This window comes from Pantoea sp. DY-5 (assembly GCF_019795955.1).
Lineage (GTDB): Bacteria > Pseudomonadota > Gammaproteobacteria > Enterobacterales > Enterobacteriaceae > Pantoea > Pantoea leporis.
Map to the genome: position 1 here is coordinate 154,340 of NZ_JAIMIE010000003.1, position 25,220 is coordinate 179,559.

A 25,220-nucleotide genomic window follows, 5' to 3' on the forward strand; every position below is an offset into this window, starting at 1 on the left:
GTGTAACGCTTTCCGCATCAACTGATAAAACATATGTCAAATCAATAGGATTTTTACAGATAAGGAAATGCGGGCATTGGTAAAAGGATAAAAAAACGGCCCCCGCAGGAGCCGTTAATGGGTAGCCAATTGGAATCAGCCTTTAATTTGCGCGTGCATTTCCTGCACCGAAATTACCTGCTCCGTTGGATCTGCGTTCAGCGCCATCGCTGTGGCAAAACCGCCGTTCAGCGTGGTGTCGTAATGCACTTTGTACTGCAGCGCACTACGACGAATCAGCTTGGAGTCTTCAATCGCCTGACGTCCCGCCGTGGTGTTGACGATGTAGGTATATTCGCCATTCTTCAGGCGATCCTGAATGTGCGGACGACCTTCATGCACCTTGTTTACCAGACGTGGATTGATGCCCGCTTCGCCCAGCACCACAGCGGTACCGTGTGTCGCATCCAGCTCGAAACCAAACTTCTGCAGTTTTGCCGCCAGGTCGACGATACGTTTCTTATCGCCTTCACGCACTGACAGCAACGCGCGACCGGTTTTCTTCATGTTGCTCTGCGCACCCAGCATCGCTTTGGCGAAGGCTTCAGCGAAGGTGCGGCCGACGCCCATCACTTCACCGGTAGAGCGCATCTCTGGGCCGAGGATTGGGTCAACGCCTGGGAACTTGTTGAACGGCAGCACCACTTCTTTCACCGAGTAATACGGTGGAATTACTTCTTTGGTGACGCCCTGTTCAGCCAGCGTTTTACCTGCCATCACGCGCGCGGCAACCTTCGCCAGCGCCACGCCAGTGGCTTTCGACACGAACGGCACGGTACGCGCGGCACGTGGGTTGACCTCAATCAGGTAAACTTCATTGTCCTTCACCGCGAACTGCACGTTCATCAGGCCACGTACGTTCAGCTCGAAGGCCAGTTTTTCCACCTGCTGACGCATCACGTTCTGGATTTCAGTGCTCAGCGTGTAGGCCGGCAGTGAACATGCGGAGTCACCGGAGTGCACGCCCGCCTGCTCGATGTGCTCCATGATGCCGCCAATCAGTACGCGCTCGCCGTCGCAAATCGCATCAACATCCACCTCAACCGCATCATCGAGGAAGCGATCCAGCAGCACTGGCGCATCGTTAGAGACCGACACCGCCGTCTGGAAGTAACGCTTCAGGTCGATTTCGTCGTAAACAATCTCCATCGCACGGCCGCCCAGCACATAAGAAGGACGCACCACCAGCGGATAACCGATCCCAGCCGCTTTCTCAACGGCCTGTTCCAGCGTGGCAACGGTGGCGTTAGCCGGCTGCTTCAGGCTCAGGCGATCAACCGCCTGCTGGAAACGCTCACGGTCTTCTGCACGGTCAATCGAGTCCGGGCTGGTACCAATCACCGGCACGCCAGCCGCTTCCAGCGCGCGTGCCAGTTTCAGCGGCGTCTGGCCGCCGTACTGTACGATGACGCCTTTCGGCTTCTCGATACGCACGATTTCCAGCACATCTTCCAGCGTGACCGGCTCGAAGTAGAGGCGATCCGAGGTGTCGTAGTCGGTTGAGACGGTTTCCGGGTTACAGTTGACCATGATGGTCTCGTAACCGTCTTCACGCAGCGCCAGCGCCGCATGCACGCAGCAGTAATCGAACTCAATGCCCTGGCCGATACGGTTTGGACCGCCGCCCAGAATCATGATTTTTTCACGATCCTGGTTTGGATTGGCTTCGCACTCTTCCTCGTAGGTTGAGTACATATAGGCGGTGTCGGTGGCGAATTCAGCCGCGCAGGTATCAACGCGTTTATAAACCGGATGCAGGTTAAATTGCTGACGCAGCTTACGGATTTCGCCTTCAGATACGCCCGCCAGCGCGGCCAGACGGACATCAGCAAAGCCTTTACGCTTCAGCGCGCGCAGGAACTCCGCGTTCAGCGAGTTCACACCTTCGCGTTCAACCTGCTCTTCCAGACGCACCAGCTCTTCAATCTGCACCAGGAACCAGCGATCAATGTTGGTGAGGTTGAACACACCATCAACTGACATGCCGGCGCGGAACGCATCGGCGATGTACCAGATACGGTCAGAACCGGCATCTTTCAGTTCGCGGCGAATGCGCGTTAACGCTTCTGGATCGTCGAGGCTGACTTTCGGGTCGAAACCGTTGGCACCGACTTCCAGACCGCGCAGCGCTTTCTGCATCGATTCCTGGAAGGTGCGGCCAATCGCCATCACTTCACCGACCGATTTCATCTGCGTGGTCAGACGATCGTTGGCACCGGCGAACTTCTCGAAATTGAAGCGAGGAATCTTGGTAACGACGTAGTCGATAGAGGGTTCGAACGACGCAGGCGTTAAGCCGCCGGTGATGTCGTTCATCAGCTCATCAAGGGTAAAGCCCACCGCCAGTTTCGCCGCCACTTTGGCAATCGGGAAGCCGGTCGCTTTTGAAGCCAGCGCTGACGAACGCGATACGCGCGGGTTCATTTCGATGACGATCATACGGCCATCTTTCGGATTCACCGAGAACTGGACGTTCGAACCACCGGTTTCGACACCGATTTCACGCAGTACCGCCAGCGAGGCGTTACGCATGATTTGATACTCTTTGTCGGTCAGAGTTTGCGCGGGCGCCACGGTGATAGAGTCACCGGTGTGGATGCCCATTGCATCGAAGTTTTCGATCGAGCAGACGATGATGCAGTTGTCGTTTTTATCACGTACCACTTCCATCTCGTACTCTTTCCAGCCAATCAGCGACTCATCAATCAGCAGCTCATTGGTTGGCGACAAGTCCAGACCGCGTTCGCAAATCTCTTCGAACTCTTCGCGGTTATAGGCGATACCGCCGCCGGTGCCGCCCATCGTAAAGGAAGGGCGGATGATGCACGGGAAGCCAACGTCTTCAGCCACCGCCAGCGCTTCTTCCATGGTATGCGCGATACCGGAACGTGCGGTGCCCAGACCAATGCTCTTCATCGCCACGTCGAAGCGACGACGATCTTCAGCTTTATCGATGGCATCGGCAGTTGCACCAATCATGGTGACGCCGAACTCAGCCAGCACGCCCTGACGCTCCAGCTCCAGCGCACAGTTCAGCGCTGTCTGGCCGCCCATGGTTGGCAGCACCGCATCCGGGCGCTCTTTTTCGATAATCTTGCGTACCACTTCCCAGTGAATCGGCTCGATGTAGGTCGCATCGGCCATTTCCGGGTCGGTCATAATGGTTGCCGGGTTCGAGTTCACCAGAATGACGCGGTAGCCCTCTTCACGCAGCGCTTTACACGCCTGCGCACCGGAGTAGTCAAATTCACATGCCTGGCCGATAACGATCGGGCCAGCACCAAGAATCAGGATGGATTTTATGTCTGTACGTTTTGGCATCGTGGGCTCCTGATTACTTCGCGTTAGAACGGTATGCTTTGATCAATTCGATAAAGTGATCGAACAGTGGCGCCGCATCGTGCGGGCCTGGGCTCGCTTCCGGGTGTCCCTGGAAGCTGAAGGCCGGTTTGTCAGTACGATGAATGCCCTGCACGGTTTGGTCGAACAGCGACACATGCGTCACGCGCAGATTGGCCGGTAATTGGCTGTCATCAACCGCAAAACCGTGGTTCTGTGCGGTGATCATCACGGTGTTGTTATCAAGATCTTTCACCGGATGGTTGCCGCCGTGGTGGCCGAGTTTCATCTTGATGGTTTTGGCACCGCTCGCCAGCGCTAACAGCTGGTGCCCAAGGCAGATACCGAATACCGGAACATCGGTTTTCAGGAATGCCTGAATGGCGTTAATGGCATAGTCGCATGGCTCCGGGTCGCCAGGACCGTTCGACAGAAAAATACCGTCTGGATTAAGTGCCAGAACCTCTTCCGCTGGAGTTTGCGCCGGCACGACCGTCAGGCGGCAGCCGCGATCCACCAGCATACGCAGGATGTTGCGCTTAGCGCCGTAATCGTACGCCACCACATGGAACGGCAGCTCTTCCGACGTTTTCTGCTCCGGCAGGTCACCTTCCAGTGTCCAGCTACCTTGCTGCCACGCGTAGGTTTCCGCGGTGGTCACTTCTTTCGCCAGATCCATGCCTTTCAAGCCCGGGAACGCCTGCGCTTTCTGCAGCGCCAGTGCGGCATCCGGATTATCACCCGCAATAATGCAGCCGCTCTGTGCACCCTTCTCGCGCAGCAAACGGGTCAGTTTGCGCGTGTCGATATCGGCGATGCCAACGATGTTATTGCGCTGCAGGTAAGCTGCCAGACTTTCTTCGCTGCGGAAGTTGCTGGTAATCAGCGGCAGATCGCGAATAACGAGGCCTTGAGCATGGATTTGGCTGGATTCTTCATCGGCGGCGTTAACGCCAACATTGCCGATATGGGGATAAGTGAGGGTAACGATTTGGCGGGAATAGGAAGGATCAGTGAGGATTTCTTGATAACCGGTCATTGAAGTGTTGAAAACAACTTCCCCCACTGCCGACCCCGTAGCCCCGATGGCCCGACCGTGGAATTGGGTTCCGTCTTCCAGAACCAAGAGCGCTGACTTAATCAAAACATCCTCCAGGGAATAAACAGTCACAATATTTGCATATTAATTCAAAAGCAGTACCAGAATCAATGCAAAACCCGCCTGAGTACTCGAATTTTGGCAAATTGCGCGCATTCTAATGATCGCCCCGCACCTTGTCTACAACATGTGGTTATTTTTTTGTATATTTCGGGCAACTGAATGTTAAAAACGGTGAAAGGCGATAAAAGAGTGAGATAACTCGGAAAAATAATCGGTTGCCTGACGGCGATAATGGCAAACTGGTGCTGGCGCGCATAAATTTTTGACCAAACGGTCAAAATTAGCCATCGCAAGCCTGATAATCACTCATAAACTTCGACAAATAAGCACTTCGAACCAATAATATAGCAAAATGTTCATTTACAGATAAAATAAAGGGCAATGATCACATTGCCCTCGTCAATCAAGGTCTTACCGATTGAAATAACCACATCACGATGGTTCACAACACTCACAACATCGATAAATCCAGCACATCACGCATGTCGTAAAGGCCAGATTTCTTGTTCTTTAACCAGCTTGCCGCTTTAACTGCACCATTTGCAAAGGTCATGCGGCTGGAAGCCTTGTGGCTAATCTCTACGCGCTCACCAATATCTGCAAACATCGCGGTGTGTTCACCGACGATATCACCAGCGCGCACGGTAGCAAATCCGATGGTTTGCGCTTTACGCTCACCGGTATGACCTTCACGGGCATACACCGCGTGTTCATCCAGATTCCACTTCATGGCATCGGCAATCGCTTCGCCCATCGCCAGCGCAGTGCCTGATGGTGCATCAACTTTGTGACGATGGTGCGCTTCTACAATTTCAATGTCCGCGTAGTCGCCCATCACCTTCGCCGCCTGTTGCAGCAGATTCAGCACCAGATTGACGCCCACGCTGAAGTTGGCGGCAAACACGATGCCTATCTCTTCGGCGGCCGCGCGAATCGCCGCTTTGCCTGCTTCATCAAAACCGGTGGTACCGATCACCATCGCTTTGTTGTGCTGTCGACAAAACGCCAGATACTCCAGCGTGCCTTCCGGACGGGTGAAATCGATCAGGACATCGAAGTCGTTAACCACCTTTTGCAGGTCGTCAGAGACGATCACGCCCGTTTTGCCGATGCCCGCCAGTTCGCCAGCATCTACGCCCAGCAATGACGAACCGCTACGCGCCAGTGCTGCGCCTAGCGCAACACCTTCCGCCTGCTGTACGGCCTGAATCAAATTGCGTCCCATGCGACCCGGCGCACCAACGATAGCAATGCGGATTTCACTCATAATTATTCATTCCTGATACAAATCTATGCATGTAAAGCGTAAACAGGTTAACGGTCAGATAACAGTCACGCCACAATAATAAAGGGATATAAGAATTTTATGCCAGCCGCGAAACATTATCAGTAAAAGCAATCCCGCATGCTGGAAGTAGGATTTTCTACAGCGACAGGCAAAGAAAAGGCCGAACAATGTCGGCCTGATTTTACTGCGGTGTAAACCACTTACTGCACGTTACGCACTTCTACGCGCAGCTCTTTCGGTACTTCAAACACGATGTTCTCTTCGCGGCCAATCAGCTCAATCGCTGCTTCACCGCCGAGCTCACGCAGACGCTGAATCACCTGCTGCACCAGAATATCAGGGGCAGAAGCGCCCGCCGTGACGCCGATGATCTGCTTGTCTTTGACCCACTCTTCCTGAATGTCATCAGCCGTATCAATCAGCTTCGCTAGCTTACCAGCACGCTGCGCCAGTTCGGCCAGACGATTGGAGTTAGAGGAGTTTTTTGAACCCACGACCAGCACCACTTCCGCATCACGCGCCAGCACGCGAACTGCTTCCTGACGGTTGGTGGTGGCGTAGCAGATGTCATCTTTACGTGGGCCGATAATCGCCGGGAAGCGCTGACGCAGCGCATCAATCACGTCCGAGGTATCATCAACTGACAGCGTGGTCTGCGTCATAAAGCACAGGTTGCTCTCATCTTTGACGTTCAGCTTGAACACATCTTCCGGCGATTCCACCAGATACATGCCGCCGTTGGGATTGCTGTACTGGCCCATGGTGCCTTCCACTTCCGGATGCCCCGCGTGACCAATAAGAATAGCTTCAACACCTTTACGGCTGGCGCGCGCCACTTCCATATGCACTTTGGTCACCAGCGGACAGGTCGCATCAAACAGCATGGTGAGGTTACGTGCTTTGGCTTCGGCGCGAACCGCTTGCGATACGCCGTGTGCGGAGAAGATCAAAATAGCGTTATCCGGCACTTCAGCGATCTCTTCAATAAAGATCGCCCCGCGCTCGCGCAGGCTGCTGACGACGTAGCGGTTATGCACCACTTCGTGACGCACGTAGATGGGCGCGCCGTACATCTCCAGCGCGCGCTCAACGATGCTGATGGCGCGATCAACGCCTGCGCAGAAACCGCGTGGGTTAGCTAACAGGATTTGCATCGTTGGCCTCCAGCGCCGGATCAATCTCCAGCACTTCAATGTCAAACTGAATGCGCTGGCCCGCCAGCGGATGGTTGAAGTCTACGGTGATCGAGTCACCGGACACTTCACGGATCACGCCAGGCATTTCGCTGCCGCCGCGGCCGCTGAACAGCATGATGGCACCGACTTCCGGCTCGCCCGCATCGTTAAAGTCACGACGTGAGAAGTACTGAACCAGGTCCGGGCTGGTGCCGCCAAATGCATCTTCCGGCTCCAGCGTAAATGCGTGCTTGTCGCCCACTTTACGCCCGAGTAGCTGCTGTTCCAGCGCACCCGACAGGCTGCCATCACCCAGACGGAACAGCGCAGGTTTGCCGTTGGCGCGCGTGGATTCGGCCGTCGAGCCATCCTCCAGCTTCAGCGTAAAATGCACCAGCAACGCGCTATCGCGCTGAACTAAGTCTGTCATCAGTTACCCTTTCTGTTTAGCCGGTTTGCCGTTCGGGCTGAGAAAACCTTCCAGCACCACCAGCGCCGCGCCGATGCAGATGGCACAGTCGGCGATGTTAAAGGTCGCGAAGTGCCAGTCACCGACATAAAAGTCGATAAAATCGACCACAAAGCCGTGATATGAACGGTCAAACAGGTTACCCAACGCCCCGCCGATAATCAGCGCGTAGGCAATATTGGTTAATTTGTTGCTGGCAGCGTTGCGATACATCATCACCAACAGCGCCACCACGATAGCAATGGCGATGCCGGCGAAGAACCAGCGCTGCCAGCCGCCTTTGTCGGCCAGGAAGCTGAACGCCGCGCCATAATTATGTGCGTAGAACAGGTTCAGGAACGGCATCAGCGGCTGCGTTTCATGCAGCATCATGTTGTTGATGACCCACATCTTGCTGCCAAAATCGATGGCGATCACCACCAGCACCAGCCAAAGCCAGCGCAAACCGGTTGAAGATAGCGCTTTACTCATCAGGCAAATTTCCGCTGTTCGCCATTGCCAGCGACGTTGGTGTAGCAACGACCACACACCGCAGCATGCTCCGGATTCTGGCCAACGTCAGTAGTGTAATGCCAGCAGCGCGGACATTTCTCGCCTTCTGCTTTGTGCAGCGCGATTTTCAGACCTTTGAACAGCTCGCTCTGCTGCGCTTCATCGCTGGCAGTGGCGTAATCCGCCACGGTCGCGCCTGAAGTTAACAGCACGAAACGCAGCTCATCGCCCAGCGCCTGCAGCTTGGCGGCCAGCTCGGCATCCGCATACAGCGTAACCGTCGCTTCCAGCGCGCCACCGATGCGTTTGTCGCTACGCGCTTGCTCAATCACCTTGTTCACTTCGCCACGGACTTTCAGCAGGTCATCCCAGTAGGCGTCGTTCAGCGTTTCGTTATCCGCCAGACCAAACAGATCCTGATACCACTCTTCGGTGAACACATATTTCGCGCGCTCGCCCGGCAGGTAGCCCCAGATTTCGTCTGCGGTGAAGGACATGATTGGCGCCATCCAGCGCACCAGCGCTTCAACGATGTGCCACAACGCGGTTTGGCAGCTGCGACGCGCCAGGCTGTCGCCTTTCGCGGTGTACTGACGATCTTTGATCACATCGAGATAGAACGAGCCCATTTCGATCGAGCAGAAGTGCATCAGACGCTGCACCACTTCGTGGAAATCGTAGTTTTCGTAGGAGTGCACGATATCCTGCTGCGCTGCCAGCGCACGGCCAACTGCCCAGCGATCCACCACCACCATCTCTTCCGGCTTGACGCAATCTGTCGCCGGGTTGAAGCCAGCAAGGTTAGCCAGCAGGAAACGCGCGGTGTTACGGATACGACGATAGCTGTCTGCGGCACGCTTCAGGATTTCGTCGGAGACCGCCATCTCACCGGAATAATCGGTAGAAGCGACCCACAGACGCAAAATATCCGCGCCCAGCTTATCCATCACATCCTGCGGCGCCACGGTGTTGCCGATCGATTTCGACATCTTGCGGCCCTGACCATCCACGGTGAAACCGTGCGTCAGTACCTGACGATAAGGCGCTTTGCCTTTCATCGCCGTGGAGATCATCAGTGAAGACATGAACCAGCCGCGATGCTGATCCGAACCTTCCAGGTACATATCTGGCGTATGGCCGCCGAATTCAGGACGCGCATCCACCACTGAGTAGCTGGTAGATCCAGAGTCGAACCAGACGTCTAAGGTGTCTGGCACTTTGACGTAGTGGTCAGCGTCGTCGCCCATCAGGTCGCGCGGATCGAGATCCCACCACGCCTGGATGCCGTCCTGCTCAACCCGTTTCGCGACTTTCTCCATCAGCTCCAGCGTATCCGGATGCAGCTGCTCGCTCTCTTTATGCACGAACAGCGCCATCGGCACACCCCACGTACGCTGACGTGAGATACACCAGTCCGGACGGTTCGCTACCATCGCTTCGATACGCGCCTGGCCCCAATCCGGGATCCATTGCACGCCTTTGATCTCTTTCAGCGACTGCGCACGCAGGCCTTTCTGATCCATGCTGATGAACCATTGTGGCGTGGCACGGAAGATGATTGGCGTTTTATGGCGCCAGCAGTGCGGGTAGCTGTGCAGCAGTTTCTCAACGTGCAGCAGCGCGCCCTTCTCTTTCAGCAGCTCAACGATCATGTCGTTGGCTTTAAAGACGTTTACGCCATCAAGCGTAGGGTAGGTGCCTGGCAGATACGCGCCATCCGGACCCACCGGATTGGCGGTTTCCAGACCGTATTTCTGACCGATAACATAGTCATCCGGGCCGTGGCCCGGCGCGGTGTGTACCGCACCGGTACCGGCTTCCAGCGTCACGTGCTCACCCAGAACCACTTTCGATTGGATCTGCTCGAGGAACGGATGCTGGAACAGCTGCAGCTCCAGCGCCGCGCCGTTGCATTCGCCCAGCACAGTCCAGTCGCTGATGCCCGCGCGCTTCATCACGCTCTCAACCATCTCTTTGGCGAGAATCAGGCTGCGACCGTCGATCTGCAGCAGCTGGTATTCAAATTCCGGATGCAGCGAGATACCGCGGTTGGCTGGCATGGTCCACGGCGTGGTGGTCCAGATCACCAGTGAAACCGGGCCTTCTGACGCGGCGACGCCAAACTTCGCGCGCACCGCATCGGCATCAACGGCATTGAACATCACGTCGATGGATGGCGAGGTTTTGTCGTAATACTCAACTTCCGCTTCAGCCAGCGCCGAGCGGCAATCCATGCACCAGTGCACCGGCTTCGCGCCTTTGTGCAGATGGCCGTTGCCGATGATTTTACCCAGCGCACGAATGATGTTGGCTTCGGTCTGGAAGTTCATCGTCAGATAAGGACGATCCCAGTCACCGAGCACGCCGAGACGGATGAAGTCATTTTTCTGGCCTTCAACCTGCTCCGCCGCGTATTGGCGGCAAGCGGCACGGAATTCAGCCGCGCTCACTTTCTCGCCCGGCTTACCAATCATCTGCTCAACTTTGTGCTCAATCGGCAAGCCGTGGCAGTCCCAACCTGGAACGTACGGCGAGTCGTAGCCCGCCATGCCTTTCGACTTAACGATAATGTCTTTCAGAATCTTGTTAACTGAGTGACCAATATGAATGCTGCCGTTCGCATAAGGAGGGCCATCATGCAAAATAAAGGTTTTTTTCCCTTTTTTGGCTTCGCGGATGATGCCGTACAGGTTGTCATCATACCAACGTTGCAGCATTCCCGGTTCACGCTTGGCCAGATCGCCACGCATCGGGAACCCCGTTTCCGGCAAATTCAGGGTAGATTTATAGTCACTCATCAGATTCTCGATTCCGTATTTCGGTCATTAAACCGGTGTTTTTAGCCCAAAGAATTGGCGGGCTGTCACCACATCTTTCGCAATTTGTTCTTTCAGCGCGTCCAGCGAAGCGAAACGCTGTTCATCGCGAATCTTCTGTTTCAGCACCACTTCAATGTGACGCCCATAGAGATTCATATGTGTGTCGAGCAGATGAACTTCAAGCTGCTGACGTAAACCTTTTACCGTTGGGCGCGTACCAATATTGGCCACGCCGGGCAGCGGCTGATCGCCAAGGCCCAACACTGCCACCGCAAACACGCCTTTAACCGGCGTAACGGTGCGACGCAAAGGGAGATTAGCCGTTGGGAAACCGATAGTGCGCCCGAGTGCATCGCCGTGCACTACGCGGCCTGAGATGCTGAACGGATGGCCAAGCAGCGCTTCGGCTTGCGCAAAATCATCCTGCGCCAGCGCCTGACGAACGGCGGTACTGCTGATGCGCTTGCCGCTGTCACAATAAGTCTGGGTGCTGATAACCTCAAAGCCATACTCCGCACCGGCTTTCTGTAATAACAGGAAATCCCCCTGGCGACCAGCGCCGAAGCGGAAATCATCGCCGACGGCAAGGAACTTGACGTTCAGCTTGTCCACCAGCAATTCGGAAATAAAACTCTGCGCCGAATGCGCAGCGAAGCGACGATCAAAACGTACGCAGAGTACGGCATCAACACCCGCTTGTTCGAGGTACTTCAGCTTTTCACGCAAACGCGTAAGGCGCGCCGGGGCTTTATCGCCGGCAAACAGCTCAAGCGGTTGTGGCTCAAATACCATCACCACCACCGGCAGATTGCGTTTTCGTCCTTCGGCAATCAGTTGCGCCATCAAAGCCTGGTGGCCGCGATGTACGCCGTCGAAATTGCCAATGGTCAGGACGCAGCCGCGATGCTGCTCTTTCAGATTATAAATACCGCGGATAAACTTCATGGCTGACTCAAACCGGTGGAAATCGGCGGATTATACCCTTGAATGGCGTTTAGGTTAACCCGTATACGTGCCTTTCCTGCTTCTGGCGCGGCTTATTCCACGCGTGGCCAGTTGCTTAGCAAGGATCTGAAGATTTTTGCTGCGAAATACTGTATTCAACGCCGCGTTGCTGGTAGAATCCTGCGCCATCAATTACGTAATCGAGTGTTGTTTTTAAAACGACGCTTATTTGCACAAATCCATTGACATAAGAAGGCGCAAAAGGCATAGTCCTCGGCCTTTGATTTGTCCATATAGATCACATTTGGGAGTTGGACCTTGGCTAATATCAAATCAGCTAAGAAACGCGCCGTAACATCTGAGAAACGTCGCAAGCATAACGCAAGCAACCGTTCAATGATGCGTACTTTCATCAAGAAAGTATACGCGGCTATCGCAACAGGCGACAAAGCTGCTGCGCAGAACGCATTCAACGAAATGCAACCACTCGTGGACCGTCAGGCTGCTAAAGGTCTGATCCACAAAAACAAAGCTGCACGTCATAAAGCAAACCTGACTGCTCAGATCAACAAACTGGCTTAATCGCCCGTCTGTTAATCGCTTTGTAAAAAAGAACCGGCGCTTAGCCGGTTTTTTTATGCCTGCGATTCAGTGGTAAACAGCGCACTAAAGTCGCGATGACAGATCCGCTGTACCGCCGGATGTTGAATCATCCGTTCGGCAAAGATCACGTGATACTCCTCCATTACCGCATCCAACCGCCCAATCTCTTTGATGGCGTCATCCCGATAAATCTCGTCGCCATACAGCGTCGGAGCCACAAATATCGCGTTGTTCAGCGCACCAAAAGCTTTCATTAATGCCGCATCATCAAACTCGCCCAGAATCTCCACCTGCAATCCCTGGCTGTGAATCCAGTTCAGCAGTTTGCGACCCAGCATCGAGCGACGGCCCGGAATCAGCAAACGCCGCTCTTCCAGGCAGGCAGGAAACGGCAAAGTCGGTAACGGCGTGTTGCACCAGAAGCTGATCGGACACTCGCCCAGCTTGACCGAAAACAGCCCTTCCTGCTGAGTCGAATCAATCGGGCAATCGGAAAGGATCATATCCAGCTTGTGCTGGCTTAGCTGTTCCAGCAGCATCTCGTGCGTCGATTCAAAGCAGCGCAGATGGATTCGCTCTTCAGCCACCACCGCAGCCTCCAGCACCTTGCTCACCAGTTGCTTAGATAGCGCATCCGCCACGCCAACATCAAACAGCAGATGCGACTCTTTGCGGTAGTTAACGATATCGAGCATCTCCTGGCTCAGCATGAACATGCGGTCGGCATAGCGGAACACCAGCTGACCAAGCTCCGTCGGCACTAAACCGCGCCCCTGACGACGAAACAGCACGCCGCCGAGTTGCTCTTCCAGCGATTTAATCTGGCCAGTGACCGTCTGTGGCGCCAGGCACAGCACATCCGCCGCGCGCACCACCGAACCAGTTTTACACACCTGCCAGAAATAGTAGAGATGATTAAAGTTGAGCTGATTCATCGGCAAAAAAGGAGGCTTTCGCCCCCTTCCTCTTTTAACGCAATTTGATGCGCAGCAGCGTGTAACCAATCACCGCTGAGAGCAGCGAGCCACTGAGAATCCCCAGCTTGGAGAAGGTCACCAGTTGCTCATGGGCGGCATCAAACGCCAGCGAACTGATAAAGATTGACATGGTGAAGCCGATACCGCACAGCACACCAATCGCCATGATATCGCGTATCGTGGTGCCCGCCGGCAACACCGCCAGCCGCCACTTCACCGCCAGCCAGCAGAACAGCGTGATACCCAACGGTTTACCAATCAGCAAGCCGAGAATGATGCCCAGCGGCTCTGGCGACAGCGTATCCATAAAGGTAATGCCGCTCAGCGAAATGCCGGCGTTGGCAAAAGCGAACAGCGGCAGAATCAGCCAGTTTACCCACGGCATTAAACCATGCGCCAAATGCTCGGCTGGAGAATGGCCGTTCTTCTCTTCCAGCGGCACGAAGAAGCCAACAATCACGCCTGCTAACGTTGCGTGCACACCCGATTTAAGCACCGCCGTCCACAGCACAATGCCGACTAACATATAGATGGCAATGTTACGCACGCCGCAACGATTGAGAATCGCCAGCAGCACAATCGCACCTGCCGCTACGCTCAGCGACAGCACGGAGAGATCGCTGGTGTAGAACAGCGCGATAATCACGATAGCGCCGAGATCATCAATAATCGCCAGCGCCATCAGGAACACTTTCAGCGCGGTTGGCACGCGGCTGCCCAACAGTGCCAGCACGCCCAAAGCAAAGGCGATATCAGTAGCAGTAGGAATTGCCCAGCCGTTACGTGCAATAGGATCGCCATGATTAAGCATCAGGAAAATCAGTCCCGGCATAACCATGCCGCCAATTGCCGCAATCACCGGGAAAATGGCGCGATCGCGGCTGGCGAGTTCACCGGTGATCAGTTCACGTTTCACTTCCAAACCAATTAACAGGAAAAACAGCGCCATCATGGCATCGTTGATCCACAGCAGCAGGTTTTTGCTGATGTCTAATGCACCGAAGCGAATCTGCACCGGTTCGGCGAGAAACGATTGATAAGCTTGAGCGGTTTCCGCGCTGTTAGCCAAAATCATTGCCGCGACGGCCGCCAGAATCAGCACCATGCCGTTGCTGGCATCACTGGCAATAAAGCTTTTCAGTAAGCTTCGAAGAGAACGGGGTTTGTTCACAACTCCTCCTGAGTAGAGACATTTAGGCTGAGAAGTGTAGCGACTCAAACACCTCGTTAAAAGCAGCTTATGTCTCGTTAACGACTCGATAATACCGATGCATTACGAAAGGGTTTCTGCTTTTATCTCACGCCAGGCAGATTGAGCTTATATCAGGAGCGACGCGTTGGCGGGAAAACATAAAAAAAGCGGAGAGTTTCCTCTCCGCTTCATTAGGTATGTCAGACGGGATTAACGTGTTAAATCGTCAAAAAACTTCTTCACGCCGTCGAGGAAGCTTTTGGAGCGCGGGCTGTTTTTCTCGCCGCTCGGGCCGCCAAAACTCTCTTCCAGTTCGCGCAGTAACGCTTTCTGTTTGTCATTGAGGCTGACTGGCGTTTCCACCACCACACGACACAGCAAATCGCCTACCGCCCCGCCACGCACCGATTTCACGCCTTTACCGCGCATGCGGAACAGCTTACCGGTTTGCGTCTCAGAAGGCACTTTCAGGTTCACACGCCCATCAAGCGTCGGCACTTCAATCTCGCCGCCCAATGCTGCCATCGCGAAGTTAATCGGCACTTCGCAATACAGGTTGTTATCTTCACGCTCGAAGATCGGGTGCTTTTTCACCGAAACCTGAACGTACAGATCGCCCGCTGGTGCGCCCTGTTCGCCCGCTTCACCTTCGCCGGTCAGACGAATGCGATCGCCGGTATCCACGCCTGCTGGAATTTTCACCGACAGGGTTTTACTGCGCTCAACGCGACCGTGACCATGACAAGCATTGCACGGATCTTTGATCACTGAACCGCGACCGTGACAGGTCGGACACGCCTGCTGCACGGTGAAGAAGCCCTGACGCATCTGCACCTGGCCTGCGCCGTGACAGGTATGACAGGTCTGCGGTTTAGTCCCCGCTTTCGCGCCGCTGCCGTGGCAGACATCGCACTCTTCCAGTGTTGGAATGCGGATCTCTTTGGTCACGCCGCGTACCGCTTCTTCCAGCGTTAGCTCCATGTTGTAGCGTAAATCGGCGCCACGAGCGGCACGCTGACGGCGGCCACCACCAAAGATATCGCCAAATACGTCGCCAAAGATATCGCTGAAGTCAGCACCGCCGCCGCCGAAGCCACCACCGCCGCCCATGCCGCCTTGTTCAAAGGCTGCGTGACCATATTGGTCGTAGGCCGCACGCTTCTGTGCGTCGGTCAGAATTTCGTAGGCTTCCTTAATTTCTTTAAACTTCGCTTCGGCTTCTTTATTGTCCGGATTACGGTCCGGATGGTATTTCATCGCCAGGCGCTTATAAGCCTTTTTGATTTCACGCTCATCTGCGGATTTAGAGACGCCTAAGATCTCGTATAAATCACTCTTAGCCATATTTGTTCTGCCCTTAACATGATCGCACGGGCGTGGAGAGATCTCCTACGCCCGTGCTGGTTTCAACGGCTGTCAGGCCAGCTGTCGCGCCCGGTCAGGGGCAATTATTTTTTGTCTTTAACTTCTTCGAACTCAGCGTCGACAACGTCGTCTTCTTTCTGTGCAGAAGCATCGCCTGCATCAGCTGCCTGACCCTGCTGCTGTGCCAGCTCCATCAGTTTGCTGGACACTTCCATCAATGCCTGCATTTTGGCTTCGATTTCTGCTTTGTCTTCGCCTTTCAGCGCGGTGTTCAGCTCGGTCAACGCAGCTTCGATTGGCGCTTTGTCGTCAGCAGACAGTTTGTCGCCCGCTTCGTCCAGCTGCTTACGGGTGCTGTGCGAAATCTGATCGCCCTGGTTACGGGTCTGAACCAGCTCTTCGAACTTGCGGTCAGACTCGGCGTTCGCTTCCGCGTCACGCACCATTTTTTCGATCTCTTCTTCATTCAGACCAGAAGAGGCCTTGATGGTGATCTTCTGCTCTTTACCGCTGTTTTTGTCTTTCGCAGACACGTGCAGGATACCATCCGCATCGATATCGAAGGTGACTTCGATCTGCGGCATACCGCGCGGTGCAGCCTGGATACCGTCGAGGTTGAACTGGCCCAGGGATTTGTTATCACCTGAACGCTTACGCTCACCCTGCAGCACGTGAATCGTCACGGCAGACTGGTTATCTTCAGCGGTAGAGAACACCTGGCTGTGCTTGGTTGGGATGGTGGTGTTCTTGCTGATCAGCGAAGTCATCACGCCGCCCATGGTTTCGATACCCAGCGACAGCGGAGTCACGTCCAGCAGCAGAACGTCTTTCACTTCACCCGCCAACACGCCGCCCTGAACCGCAGCACCCACGGCTACCGCTTCATCCGGGTTCACATCTTTACGTGGCTCTTTACCAAAGAACTCAGTCACTTTGGCCTGAACCATTGGCATACGCGTTTGACCGCCCACCAGGATCACGTCGTTGATGTCTGAAACAGACAGACCCGCATCCTGCAGAGCTACTTTCAACGGCTCGATAGAGCGAGAAACCAAGTCTTCAACCAGTGATTCCAGTTTCGCACGTGTTACTTTGATGTTCAGGTGCTTAGGACCGGTCGCATCCGCCGTGATGTAAGGCAGGTTAACGTCGGTCTGCTGTGCTGAAGACAGCTCGATCTTGGCTTTCTCTGCCGCTTCTTTCAGACGCTGCATGGCCAGCGGATCGTTGTGCAGATCGATGCCCTGATCTTTCTTAAATTCAGCCACCAGATAGTTAATCAGACGGCTATCGAAGTCTTCACCACCCAGGTGGGTATCACCGTTGGTTGCCAGAACTTCAAAGGTTTTCTCGCCATCAACGTCGTCGATCTCAATGATTGAGATATCGAAAGTACCGCCGCCCAGGTCGTATACCGCGATGGTGCGGTTGCCCTGACCTTTATCCAGGCCGTAAGCCAGTGCAGCTGCGGTTGGTTCGTTGATGATACGTTTTACTTCCAGACCCGCGATACGGCCGGCGTCTTTGGTCGCCTGACGCTGCGCATCGTTGAAGTAAGCTGGAACGGTAATAACCGCTTCAGTGACGGCTTCACCGAGGAAATCTTCCGCGGTTTTCTTCATCTTTTTCAGCACTTCAGCCGAGATCTGCGGCGGTGCCATTTTCTGGCCTTTTACGTCCAGCCATGCGTCGCCGTTATCTGCGCCGATGATTTTGTACGGCATAATTTTAATATCACGCTGTACTTCTTCGTCCTGGAAGCGACGGCCAATCAGGCGCTTGATCGCAAACAGGGTGTTCTGCGGGTTGGTCACAGACTGACGTTTAGCCGGTTGACCCACCAGAGTTTCGCCATCTTGTGCATACGCAATGATCGACGGCGTGGTGCGATCGCCTTCGGCGTTTTCCAGTACGCGTGCTTTACCACCATCCATAACTGCAACACATGAGTTGGTTGTACCCAAGTCAATACCAATAATCTTACCCATCTAAACGTCTCCTACTTAAATTCTTTGCCAATTTGGGTTGTGAAACAGAGATGCGGTCAAACTGACCACTTTCAACTGCTGAAGCAGGCTTTTTTTTGCTGCCTCACAACGCTCGATGACAAGTAAATGGGGCCGGTTCGATGCGCATCAAGGGTTAAAACTAAAAAAAATTTCATTCTCTCGTCGATTCAGATCAAAGTTGGGCAAAAAGAGGCCGCTTATTATGCAGCGCCTCGCGCCCCCAGCGGTTTGCGCGGGTGTAAAACACGAACAACATCTTCAACGCTGCTTCTGAGGAATTATGAGCAATACCACGCTGGCGAATCCCGCCCCGTTGGGCCTGATGGGATTCGGTATGACCACCATCCTGCTCAACTTACACAACACCGGCCTGTTTGCGATGGATGTGATCATCCTGGCGATGGGGATTTTCTACGGCGGCATCGCGCAAATTTTTGCCGGGCTGCTGGAATATAAGAAAGGCAACACCTTCGGGCTGACCGCCTTTACCTCTTACGGCAGCTTCTGGTTAACGTTGGTAGCGATTCTACTGCTGCCAAAACTGGGGCTGGCAGAGGCGGCCGACGGCCACTTCCTTGGCGCGTATCTCGCGCTGTGGGGCGTGTTCACTGCATTCCTATTTTTCGGCACGCTGAAGTCACCGAAAATGCTGCAGTTCATCTTCGCCAGCCTGACGCTGCTGTTTGCGCTGCTGGCTATCGGCCACCTGACCGACAACGCGGGGTTGCTGCGCGTTGCCGGCTGGATTGGCATTATTTGCGGTTCGAGTGCGTTCTATCTGGCGATGGGCGAAGTGCTGAACGAGAAGTTTGGTCGTACGGTATTGCCGATTGGCGAGTGACAAATGAAAAGCGGAGCTGTTTGGCTCCGCTTTTTGCATTATGATGAGTGCAGCGACATATCTAACTGCGCATACTGCTGACGGCTATCGCGCCACAGCCAGATTCCCACCATAAAGCCAATTATCGCCAGCGCCAGCACATACCAGGCAGGCGCCATTGGCGTCAGGCTCATCATCAGCGTTACGCTAATCGGCGTCAGACCACCGAAAATCGCGTAAGCAACATTGTACGAGAATGAGATGCCGGTAAAGCGCACCGCCGCCGGGAATGCGCGCACCATCACAAACGGCACTACACCGACGACCCCCACGCTCAGGCCCGCTAAACCGTACCAAACAAACAGCATTTCCGGCGTGCTACTTAACTGATGGAAGAAGTTCCAGCTGCCGATCGCCAGCAGTATTGAACCGACCATCAGCGAACGCGCCGCGCCGAAGCGATCCACCAGCCATCCGGCGATAACACAACCCAGCAGCAGCATAATGGTGGCGAAGCTGTTGGCCTGCAGACTGAGCGCGGCGGGAATGCCATGCTGTTTTTGCATCAGCGTCGGCGCCATCAAAATCACCACCACAATGCAGGCCGACAGAAGCCAGGTGAGCAGCATCGAAATTACGATGCCGCGCTTATGGCTGGCGAAAATGGTTTGCAGCGGCATTTTTTCTGCCAGCGCTTTACGCTGCTGCATCTGCTGGAACACCGGGGTTTCATGCAGCCAGCGACGCAGATACATCGCCAGCAAGCCAAACACACCGCCGAGGAAGAAAGGAATGCGCCAGCCATGATCGCGCATCGCAGCCGGTGACAGCGTGGTGTTCAGCACCGTTGCCACCAGCGAACCGAGCAGAATCCCTGCGGTTAAGCCTGCGGTCAGCGTGCCGCAGGCAAAACCAATGCGTTTTTCAGGCACATGTTCGGCGACAAACACCCACGCGCCAGGCACTTCACCGCCGATAGCCGCGCCTTGCAGCACGCGCATTAGCAGCATCAATAACGGCGCAGCGATGCCAATGCTGGCATAAGTGGGCAATGCGCCCATCGCCAACGTCGGCAGCGCCATCAGCAGAATACTGAGGCTGAACATCTTCTTACGCCCCACTTTGTCACCAAAGTGCGCCATGATAATGCCGCCTAACGGACGCGCCAGATAACCCGCAGCAAAGATGGCGAAAGTCTGCACCTGACGCAACCATTCAGGAATGTCAGGCGGGAAGAACAGTTCGCCAATCACGGCGGCAAAGAAGACGAAGATAATGAAGTCGTAGAATTCCAGCGCCCCACCAAGGGCGGCCAGCGACAGGGTTTTGTAATCCTGCCCGTTGAGTCGGCGCGTTGCGTGCGTATCCATAATCCAGCGGTATCCAGAGGCAAAACAACTTATGTAAAGATTGAATTACTATACCGTCAATATTTTGCCACACCAGTGCCGCTGGATTTTATGCCTGAAAATGCCGATTTTTAGTCATTTGTCTCACGTCGGGCGCTTTTGGGGCGAAAAGCTGCTACCACATCGGCATGAGTTTCCACATACGGCCCTTCCAGTAGCTGTAAACAATAAGGTACAGCGGCAAAAATCCCCGGCACCTTTATCGTTCCATCTTCCGCTTTCAGCCCTTCCAGCGTCTCTTTAATGGATTTTGGCTGGCCCGGCAGATTGAGGATCAGCGACTGCTTGCGGATCACGCCAACCTGGCGAGACAAAATAGCGGTCGGCACAAATTGCAGGCTAATTTGGCGCATCTGCTCGCCGAAGCCCGGCATTTCACGGTCGGCAACCGCCAATGTGGCATCTGGCGTCACATCACGCCGCGCCGGTCCGGTGCCGCCGGTGGTGAGGACCAAATTGCAGAACAGCTCATCGACCAGCTCGCAAATCGCCTGCTCAATCATTGGCTGCTCATCCGGCACCAGACGCGTTTCAATTTCAAACGGCGTAGCCAGCGCGGCGGTGAGCCAGCTCTCTAACGCCGGAATGCCCTGATCTTGATAGATGCCGTTAGCAGCACGATCGGAAACGGAAATTAATCCAATTCGTAAAGTATCCATAGAGTTATCGCTGTGGTTAGCTGCATGGCAGCAAATGACGTGAGTAGTTAGAAGGATAATACAAGAAGCGGGGGAAAAACGTAAAACCGTGGCAGCGGTTGCCGCCACGGTCAATCACCTTACAGCAGCTCGGCGATCATCTTCTCAAGTTTGCCCTGATCGATGGCAAAGTTGCGGATACCTTCAGCCAGTTTGGTAACGGCCATTGGATCCTGGTTGTGCTGCCAGAAGAACTCCGCTTCGGTCATCTTCGCTGGACGCGCTTTCACTTCGCCGGTGTAGCTCAGTTTACGCTCAACGGTGCCTTCGCTCTCAGCCAGCTCTTTCAGCAGGCCCGGAGAGATGGTCAGACGGTCGCAGCCAGCCAGCTCAATGATTTCACCAACGTTACGGAAGCTTGCGCCCATTACCACGGTTTCATAACCGTGCTGCTTGTAGTAGCTGTAGATTTCAGCCACAGACACCACGCCTGGATCTTCGTGGGCGGCATACTCTTTCTTATCGGTGTTCTGCTTGTACCAGTCGAGGATACGGCCAACGAATGGAGAGATCAGGAACACGCCCGCTTCGGCACAGGCACGCGCCTGCGCGAAGGAGAACAGCAGCGTCAGGTTACAGTTGATACCTTCTTTTTCCAGCTGCTCAGCAGCACGAATGCCCTGCCAGGTTGACGCCAGTTTGATCAGGATACGGTCATTGCTGATGCCCGCATCGTTGTACAGTTTGATCAGGCTACGCGCTTTAGCGATGCTCGCTTCAGTGTCGTAAGAGAGGCGCGCATCGACTTCAGTCGAGATGCGACCAGGGATCAGTTTGAGAATTTCCAGACCAATGTTGACGGCCAGCTTGTCAGAAACCAGCGCCAGCTGATCTTCTTTGTTGCTGCTCTGCTGACGTGCCCAGGTAATGGCTTCGTCAATCAGTTTGCGGTATTCAGGGATTTGAGCGGCGTTGAGAATCAAAGAAGGGTTCGTGGTCGCGTCCTGCGGCTGGTAAAGTTTCATCGCCGCGATATCACCGGTGTCGGCGACCACAGTAGTCAGCTGACGCAAGGAAGTAAGTTTGTCCGTCATGGTTCTCTTTCTCTTAGGTTGACTGTCAGGGTGTAAAAGGCTGTTGCGATAATATCACGCACAAGTGACGGCGCAACACCACGAAGTGCCCTTTACGATAGCGCTAACAAATGGGAGCGATTTGCCGATCCATGCCGCTTTTTTGCTACACTCCTTGCGACATTTTCCCTTCAATTCCCTGATAAACCTGCGGGTCAAAGAGGACGTACACGATGCTGATGGTTATCTCACCAGCGAAGACACTGGACTATGAAAGCCCGCTGGCGACACAACGCTTTACCCAACCGGCGCTGTTAGAAAAATCACACCAATTAATTGACGTTGCGCGCGATCTTTCACCGGCGCAAATCAGCTCACTGATGGGCATTAGCGACAAGCTGGCGCACCTGAATGCCGATCGTTTTAACCAATGGCAGCCGCCCTTCTCGCTGGAGAATGCACGTCAGGCGATTCTGGCGTTCAAAGGTGATGTGTATACCGGTTTGCAGGCCGAAACCTTTAGCGACGACGATTTTGACTTTGCCCAGCAGCACCTGCGCATGTTGTCGGGTCTTTACGGCCTGCTGCGCCCACTCGATTTGATGCAGCCTTATCGCCTGGAGATGGGCATCAAGCTGGCGAATCCGGCCGGGAAAGATCTTTACGGCTTCTGGGGCGATTTGCTGACTGAGAAGTTAAACGAGGCGATTGCTGAGCAAGGCGATGACGTGCTGATCAATCTGGCATCCGATGAGTATTTCAAAGCCATCAAGCCGAAGAAACTCAACGCCGAGTTGATCAAGCCGGTGTTCCTCGATGAGAAGAATGGCAAATTTAAAGTCATCAGCTTTTACGCCAAGAAAGCGCGCGGTTTGATGAGCCGCTATGTGATTCAGAACCGCCTGACCAACCCTGCGCAGCTGAAGAAGTTCGATGTGGATGGATATTTTCTGGACGGTGCAGAAAGCAGCGAGAACGAACTGGTGTTTAAGCGCCGCGAGCAGAAATAGTTCAGCAAGCGCTGCAATGGATTGTGCTCGCTGCCCCTCTCCTCGGTCCTCCCCCAAAAATGGGGGAGGAAGATGCTGCAATATGTGAGTTTGGAGGCTGCATGTGGCAGCGTCTCCTTCCCCCGCTAGCGGGGGAAGGCCGGGATGGGGGACAGCGAGCACTTACCCCAGTCAGCACTTACTTCAGCAAAAACGCCCGCAGCTCCGCGAAATCGCCTTTCAGGTTGTGCGACAGCAGCGGCAAATCGGCGCGCTCGGCCAGCTCTTTTGGCAGCGGCAGATCCTGACCCAGAATCTCATCCACGCTCTCTTTGAACTTCGCCGGATGCGCAGTCCCGAGGAACAGGCCATATTCGCCCTCCTGCAGGTTGTCGCGCAGCAAACGGTAAGCAATCGCCGCATGCGGTTCAGAGATGTAGCCAATCTCCGCCAGCTCGCGCATGGTGGATTTGGTGGTTTCATCGGTTACCGCGCCGTACGCCAGATCGGTCAAACGCCAGGTTTTGCGGCGGAACAGCTCTTCCACGCGCGGCCAGTTGTTCGGCTGGCTGACATCCATGGCGTTCGACAGCGTTGCTACCGTGGCGTTTGGCTGCCATGCGCCGTTGCCGAGGAAACGCGGCACGGTATCGTTCGCATTGGTCGCAGCGATAAAGCGCTTGATCGGCAGACCCAATGATTTCGCCAGCAGGCCAGCCGTTAAGTCACCGAAGTTACCGCTCGGCACCGACACCACCAGCTGATTACGCTTCTCTTGTGGCAGCTGCGCTACCGCTTCGAAGTAGTAGCAAATCTGCGCCAGCAGACGGCTGATGTTGATGGAGTTCGCCGAGTTCAGGCCAATCGCCTTTTTCAGCTCTTCATCATCAAACGCCTGTTTCACCAACGCCTGACACGCATCGAAATCGCCTTCAACCGCGATGGTTTCGATGTTGCCGCCCAGCGTACAGAACAGTTTCTCCTGCAGCGGGCTGATTTTACCCTGCGGATAGAGAATCACTACGCGCACGTTTTCCATGCCGTAGAAGGCATGCGCCACGGCGGCACCGGTATCGCCGGACGTGGCGGTCAGAATGGTGATCTGCTCATCCGCACCGCTCACATAGGAAAGCATTTGCGCCATAAAGCGGCCGCCAAAGTCTTTGAACGCCAGCGTTGGACCGTGGAACAGCTCGAGGCAAGCCACATCATCGCTGACCTTCGCCACCGGCGCCGGGAAAGCAAAGGCGTTTTTCACGCGCTCGGCCAGCTGATGCGCCGCAATTTCATCGCCAATGTAGGCAGAGAGAATTTTGCTGCTGCGGCTGACGAAATCCATCTCCAGCATGGCATCGATATCGGTCAGTTCGAATTCCGGCAGTTCGAGCGGGAAAAACAGCCCTTGCTGCGAGCCGAGGCCCTGTTTAACGGCCTGAGCAAAACTAACCTGCTCGTTATGATCCTTAAGGTTGTAGAGTTTCATGCGTTATCCCAATTTACGTGCGCCAGCCGTATCAAGACGGCAGATGTGGACGAAACCTTCTTCATTCTGCAGATAGTGCTGGCTCAGCCAGTCCGCCATCCGCTGTGCCGTTGCCATCTCGTTGCAAACGGCGAAAAGTGTCGGGCCGGAACCCGAAATGCCGCACGCCAGCGCGCCAATATCCTGCGCCGCTTTACGCGCATCGGCGAAGCCTGGCAGCAGTTTGGTGCGATACGGCTCGGCGATAACATCCTGCATAAGTTTAGCCGCCAGCCCAGGCTGCCGCGTATGACAAGCGTGAATAAAGCCTGCCAGCAGGCGACCATGCTTGATGGCATCCTCTTTGCGGTACTGTGCCGGCAGAATGGCGCGCGCTTCGGCGGTGGAGACTTTAATCCCCGGATACGCCATCACCCACAGCCATTCGTCAAAGCACGGCACGTCCTGACTGATGATGCCGTTCTCTTCAATCATCAGTTGCACGCCGCCAAGGAAGCACGGCGCAACGTTATCAAAGTGTACGCTGCCGGAAATACGCCCTTCCAGCTCGCCCATCAGCGCCAGCAGTTCGGTGTCATTGAGCGGTTTGCCGCAGAATTCGTTCATCGCCATCAAACCGGCAACCACCGAACAGGCGCTTGAGCCGAGTCCGGAACCAATCGGCATATTCTTTTCCAGCGTCATCGCCACCGGAACTTGTTTACCAATCGCCTGGCAAAAACGCTCCCAGCACTGATAAACGATGTTCTCCTGCGGATTGGTCGGCAGTTTGCTGACAAAACGCCCGGAGTTCACCAGGCTAAAGCTGTCGGCGGCTTCCACGGAAACGCAGTCACCCAGCAAGGTGCCATCCACCGGTGAAACCGCCGCGCCAAGCACATCAAAGCCGACGCTGACGTTACCTATCGAGGCCGGTGCATAAATTTTTACCATC

The 25,220-nt window shown here is 54.8% G+C and carries 20 protein-coding genes; 3 read left to right on the forward strand and 17 right to left on the reverse strand.

The annotated features are described in order from the left end of the window. Window positions 1-135 precede the first annotated feature (135 nt). The 8 genes from carB to ribF form a co-directional block, all read right to left on the reverse strand. On the reverse strand, window positions 136-3,360 hold the full coding sequence (gene carB, locus K5Y30_RS11780) for a carbamoyl-phosphate synthase large subunit (RefSeq protein WP_101762143.1): 3,225 nt from the start codon (window positions 3,358-3,360) through the stop codon (window positions 136-138). Between the two features lie 13 nt (window positions 3,361-3,373). After that, window positions 3,374-4,522 (reverse strand): glutamine-hydrolyzing carbamoyl-phosphate synthase small subunit, encoded by a 1,149-nt coding sequence (gene carA / locus K5Y30_RS11785; RefSeq protein ID WP_222211517.1) that lies wholly within the window; start codon window positions 4,520-4,522, stop codon window positions 3,374-3,376. Between the two features lie 469 nt (window positions 4,523-4,991). Then, complete coding sequence (gene dapB / locus K5Y30_RS11790) at window positions 4,992-5,807, reverse strand: 4-hydroxy-tetrahydrodipicolinate reductase (protein WP_222211518.1); 816 nt, start codon at window positions 5,805-5,807, stop codon at window positions 4,992-4,994. 221 nt (window positions 5,808-6,028) lie between these two features. Continuing rightward, entirely contained in the window at window positions 6,029-6,982 is a 954-nt protein-coding gene (ispH, locus tag K5Y30_RS11795; RefSeq protein WP_222211520.1) for a 4-hydroxy-3-methylbut-2-enyl diphosphate reductase, read from the reverse strand. Continuing rightward, complete coding sequence (gene fkpB, locus K5Y30_RS11800; RefSeq protein ID WP_101762146.1) at window positions 6,963-7,433, reverse strand: FKBP-type peptidyl-prolyl cis-trans isomerase; 471 nt, start codon at window positions 7,431-7,433, stop codon at window positions 6,963-6,965. The genes ispH and fkpB overlap by 20 nt, the downstream gene beginning before the upstream one ends. Before the next feature lie 3 nt (window positions 7,434-7,436). Beyond that, entirely contained in the window at window positions 7,437-7,943 is a 507-nt protein-coding gene (gene lspA / locus K5Y30_RS11805; protein ID WP_101762147.1) for a signal peptidase II, read from the reverse strand. Beyond that, window positions 7,943-10,762, reverse strand: coding sequence for an isoleucine--tRNA ligase (ileS, locus tag K5Y30_RS11810; RefSeq protein WP_222211522.1), 2,820 nt, complete (start codon window positions 10,760-10,762; stop codon window positions 7,943-7,945). The genes lspA and ileS overlap by 1 nt, the downstream gene beginning before the upstream one ends. Window positions 10,763-10,789: 27 nt before the next feature. Further along, entirely contained in the window at window positions 10,790-11,728 is a 939-nt protein-coding gene (gene ribF, locus K5Y30_RS11815; RefSeq protein WP_101762149.1) for a bifunctional riboflavin kinase/FAD synthetase, read from the reverse strand. Between the two features lie 318 nt (window positions 11,729-12,046). On the opposite strand from ribF, the gene rpsT reads away from it, so the two are divergent. Beyond that, window positions 12,047-12,310 carry a 30S ribosomal protein S20 gene (gene rpsT, locus K5Y30_RS11820; RefSeq protein ID WP_036619798.1) on the forward strand — a complete coding sequence of 88 codons (264 nt, stop codon included), beginning with the start codon at window positions 12,047-12,049 and terminating at the stop codon, window positions 12,308-12,310. 53 nt (window positions 12,311-12,363) lie between these two features. Here rpsT and nhaR read toward each other — a convergent pair whose 3' ends face one another. The 4 genes from nhaR to dnaK form a co-directional block, all read right to left on the reverse strand. Next, window positions 12,364-13,266 (reverse strand): transcriptional activator NhaR, encoded by a 903-nt coding sequence (gene nhaR / locus K5Y30_RS11825; protein WP_176970737.1) that lies wholly within the window; start codon window positions 13,264-13,266, stop codon window positions 12,364-12,366. A gap of 34 nt (window positions 13,267-13,300) precedes the next feature. Further along, a complete protein-coding gene (gene nhaA, locus K5Y30_RS11830; protein WP_101762151.1) occupies window positions 13,301-14,479 on the reverse strand; it encodes a Na+/H+ antiporter NhaA in 1,179 nt (392 codons plus the stop codon). Window positions 14,480-14,710: 231 nt separating this feature from the next. After that, window positions 14,711-15,844, reverse strand: a complete 1,134-nt coding sequence (dnaJ, locus tag K5Y30_RS11835; RefSeq protein WP_101762152.1) for a molecular chaperone DnaJ — start codon at window positions 15,842-15,844, stop codon at window positions 14,711-14,713. Window positions 15,845-15,948: 104 nt separating this feature from the next. Continuing rightward, window positions 15,949-17,853 carry a molecular chaperone DnaK gene (dnaK, locus tag K5Y30_RS11840; RefSeq protein WP_101762153.1) on the reverse strand — a complete coding sequence of 635 codons (1,905 nt, stop codon included), beginning with the start codon at window positions 17,851-17,853 and terminating at the stop codon, window positions 15,949-15,951. A gap of 301 nt (window positions 17,854-18,154) precedes the next feature. On the opposite strand from dnaK, the gene satP reads away from it, so the two are divergent. Continuing rightward, a complete protein-coding gene (gene satP / locus K5Y30_RS11845; RefSeq protein ID WP_101762154.1) occupies window positions 18,155-18,715 on the forward strand; it encodes an acetate uptake transporter in 561 nt (186 codons plus the stop codon). Window positions 18,716-18,753: 38 nt separating this feature from the next. Here the strand turns inward: satP and K5Y30_RS11850 are convergent, their stop codons facing one another. The 3 genes from K5Y30_RS11850 to tal form a co-directional block, all read right to left on the reverse strand. Beyond that, a complete protein-coding gene (locus tag K5Y30_RS11850) occupies window positions 18,754-20,064 on the reverse strand; it encodes an MFS transporter (protein WP_137385130.1) in 1,311 nt (436 codons plus the stop codon). Window positions 20,065-20,174: 110 nt separating this feature from the next. Then, window positions 20,175-20,762: a molybdopterin adenylyltransferase gene (mog, locus tag K5Y30_RS11855; RefSeq protein ID WP_222211524.1), complete on the reverse strand. Its 588-nt coding sequence runs from the start codon at window positions 20,760-20,762 to the stop codon at window positions 20,175-20,177. Between the two features lie 119 nt (window positions 20,763-20,881). Continuing rightward, the gene (gene tal, locus K5Y30_RS11860) at window positions 20,882-21,835 is read right to left on the reverse strand and encodes a transaldolase (RefSeq protein ID WP_137385129.1); all 954 of its coding nucleotides are present in this window, start codon (window positions 21,833-21,835) and stop codon (window positions 20,882-20,884) included. A gap of 212 nt (window positions 21,836-22,047) precedes the next feature. Between tal and yaaA the strand changes: the two genes are divergently transcribed. Next, window positions 22,048-22,824 (forward strand): peroxide stress protein YaaA, encoded by a 777-nt coding sequence (gene yaaA / locus K5Y30_RS11865; protein ID WP_137385128.1) that lies wholly within the window; start codon window positions 22,048-22,050, stop codon window positions 22,822-22,824. A 178-nt stretch (window positions 22,825-23,002) separates the two neighbouring features. Here the strand turns inward: yaaA and thrC are convergent, their stop codons facing one another. Next, a complete protein-coding gene (thrC, locus tag K5Y30_RS11870) occupies window positions 23,003-24,286 on the reverse strand; it encodes a threonine synthase (RefSeq protein ID WP_008108676.1) in 1,284 nt (427 codons plus the stop codon). A gap of 3 nt (window positions 24,287-24,289) precedes the next feature. Next, a complete protein-coding gene (gene thrB / locus K5Y30_RS11875) occupies window positions 24,290-25,219 on the reverse strand; it encodes a homoserine kinase (protein WP_008108677.1) in 930 nt (309 codons plus the stop codon). Between the last annotated feature and the right edge of the window lies 1 nt (window position 25,220).

Excerpts from the sequence above, each read along its gene's own strand:
- carB (WP_101762143.1), bottom strand. The coding sequence starts at position 3,360 with ATGCCAAAACGTACAGACATAAAATCCATCCTGATTCTTGGTGCTGGC.
- dapB (WP_222211518.1), bottom strand. The coding sequence starts at position 5,807 with ATGAGTGAAATCCGCATTGCTATCGTTGGTGCGCCGGGTCGCATGGGA.
- ispH (WP_222211520.1), bottom strand. The coding sequence starts at position 6,982 with ATGCAAATCCTGTTAGCTAACCCACGCGGTTTCTGCGCAGGCGTTGAT.
- fkpB (WP_101762146.1), bottom strand. The coding sequence starts at position 7,433 with ATGACAGACTTAGTTCAGCGCGATAGCGCGTTGCTGGTGCATTTTACG.
- lspA (WP_101762147.1), bottom strand. The coding sequence starts at position 7,943 with ATGAGTAAAGCGCTATCTTCAACCGGTTTGCGCTGGCTTTGGCTGGTG.
- ileS (WP_222211522.1), bottom strand. The coding sequence starts at position 10,762 with ATGAGTGACTATAAATCTACCCTGAATTTGCCGGAAACGGGGTTCCCG.
- ribF (WP_101762149.1), bottom strand. The coding sequence starts at position 11,728 with ATGAAGTTTATCCGCGGTATTTATAATCTGAAAGAGCAGCATCGCGGC.
- nhaR (WP_176970737.1), bottom strand. The coding sequence starts at position 13,266 with ATGAATCAGCTCAACTTTAATCATCTCTACTATTTCTGGCAGGTGTGT.
- dnaJ (WP_101762152.1), bottom strand. The coding sequence starts at position 15,844 with ATGGCTAAGAGTGATTTATACGAGATCTTAGGCGTCTCTAAATCCGCA.
- dnaK (WP_101762153.1), bottom strand. The coding sequence starts at position 17,853 with ATGGGTAAGATTATTGGTATTGACTTGGGTACAACCAACTCATGTGTT.
- satP (WP_101762154.1), top strand. The coding sequence starts at position 18,155 with ATGAGCAATACCACGCTGGCGAATCCCGCCCCGTTGGGCCTGATGGGA.
- K5Y30_RS11850 (WP_137385130.1), bottom strand. The coding sequence starts at position 20,064 with ATGGATACGCACGCAACGCGCCGACTCAACGGGCAGGATTACAAAACC.
- mog (WP_222211524.1), bottom strand. The coding sequence starts at position 20,762 with ATGGATACTTTACGAATTGGATTAATTTCCGTTTCCGATCGTGCTGCT.
- tal (WP_137385129.1), bottom strand. The coding sequence starts at position 21,835 with ATGACGGACAAACTTACTTCCTTGCGTCAGCTGACTACTGTGGTCGCC.
- yaaA (WP_137385128.1), top strand. The coding sequence starts at position 22,048 with ATGCTGATGGTTATCTCACCAGCGAAGACACTGGACTATGAAAGCCCG.
- thrC (WP_008108676.1), bottom strand. The coding sequence starts at position 24,286 with ATGAAACTCTACAACCTTAAGGATCATAACGAGCAGGTTAGTTTTGCT.
- thrB (WP_008108677.1), bottom strand. The coding sequence starts at position 25,219 with ATGGTAAAAATTTATGCACCGGCCTCGATAGGTAACGTCAGCGTCGGC.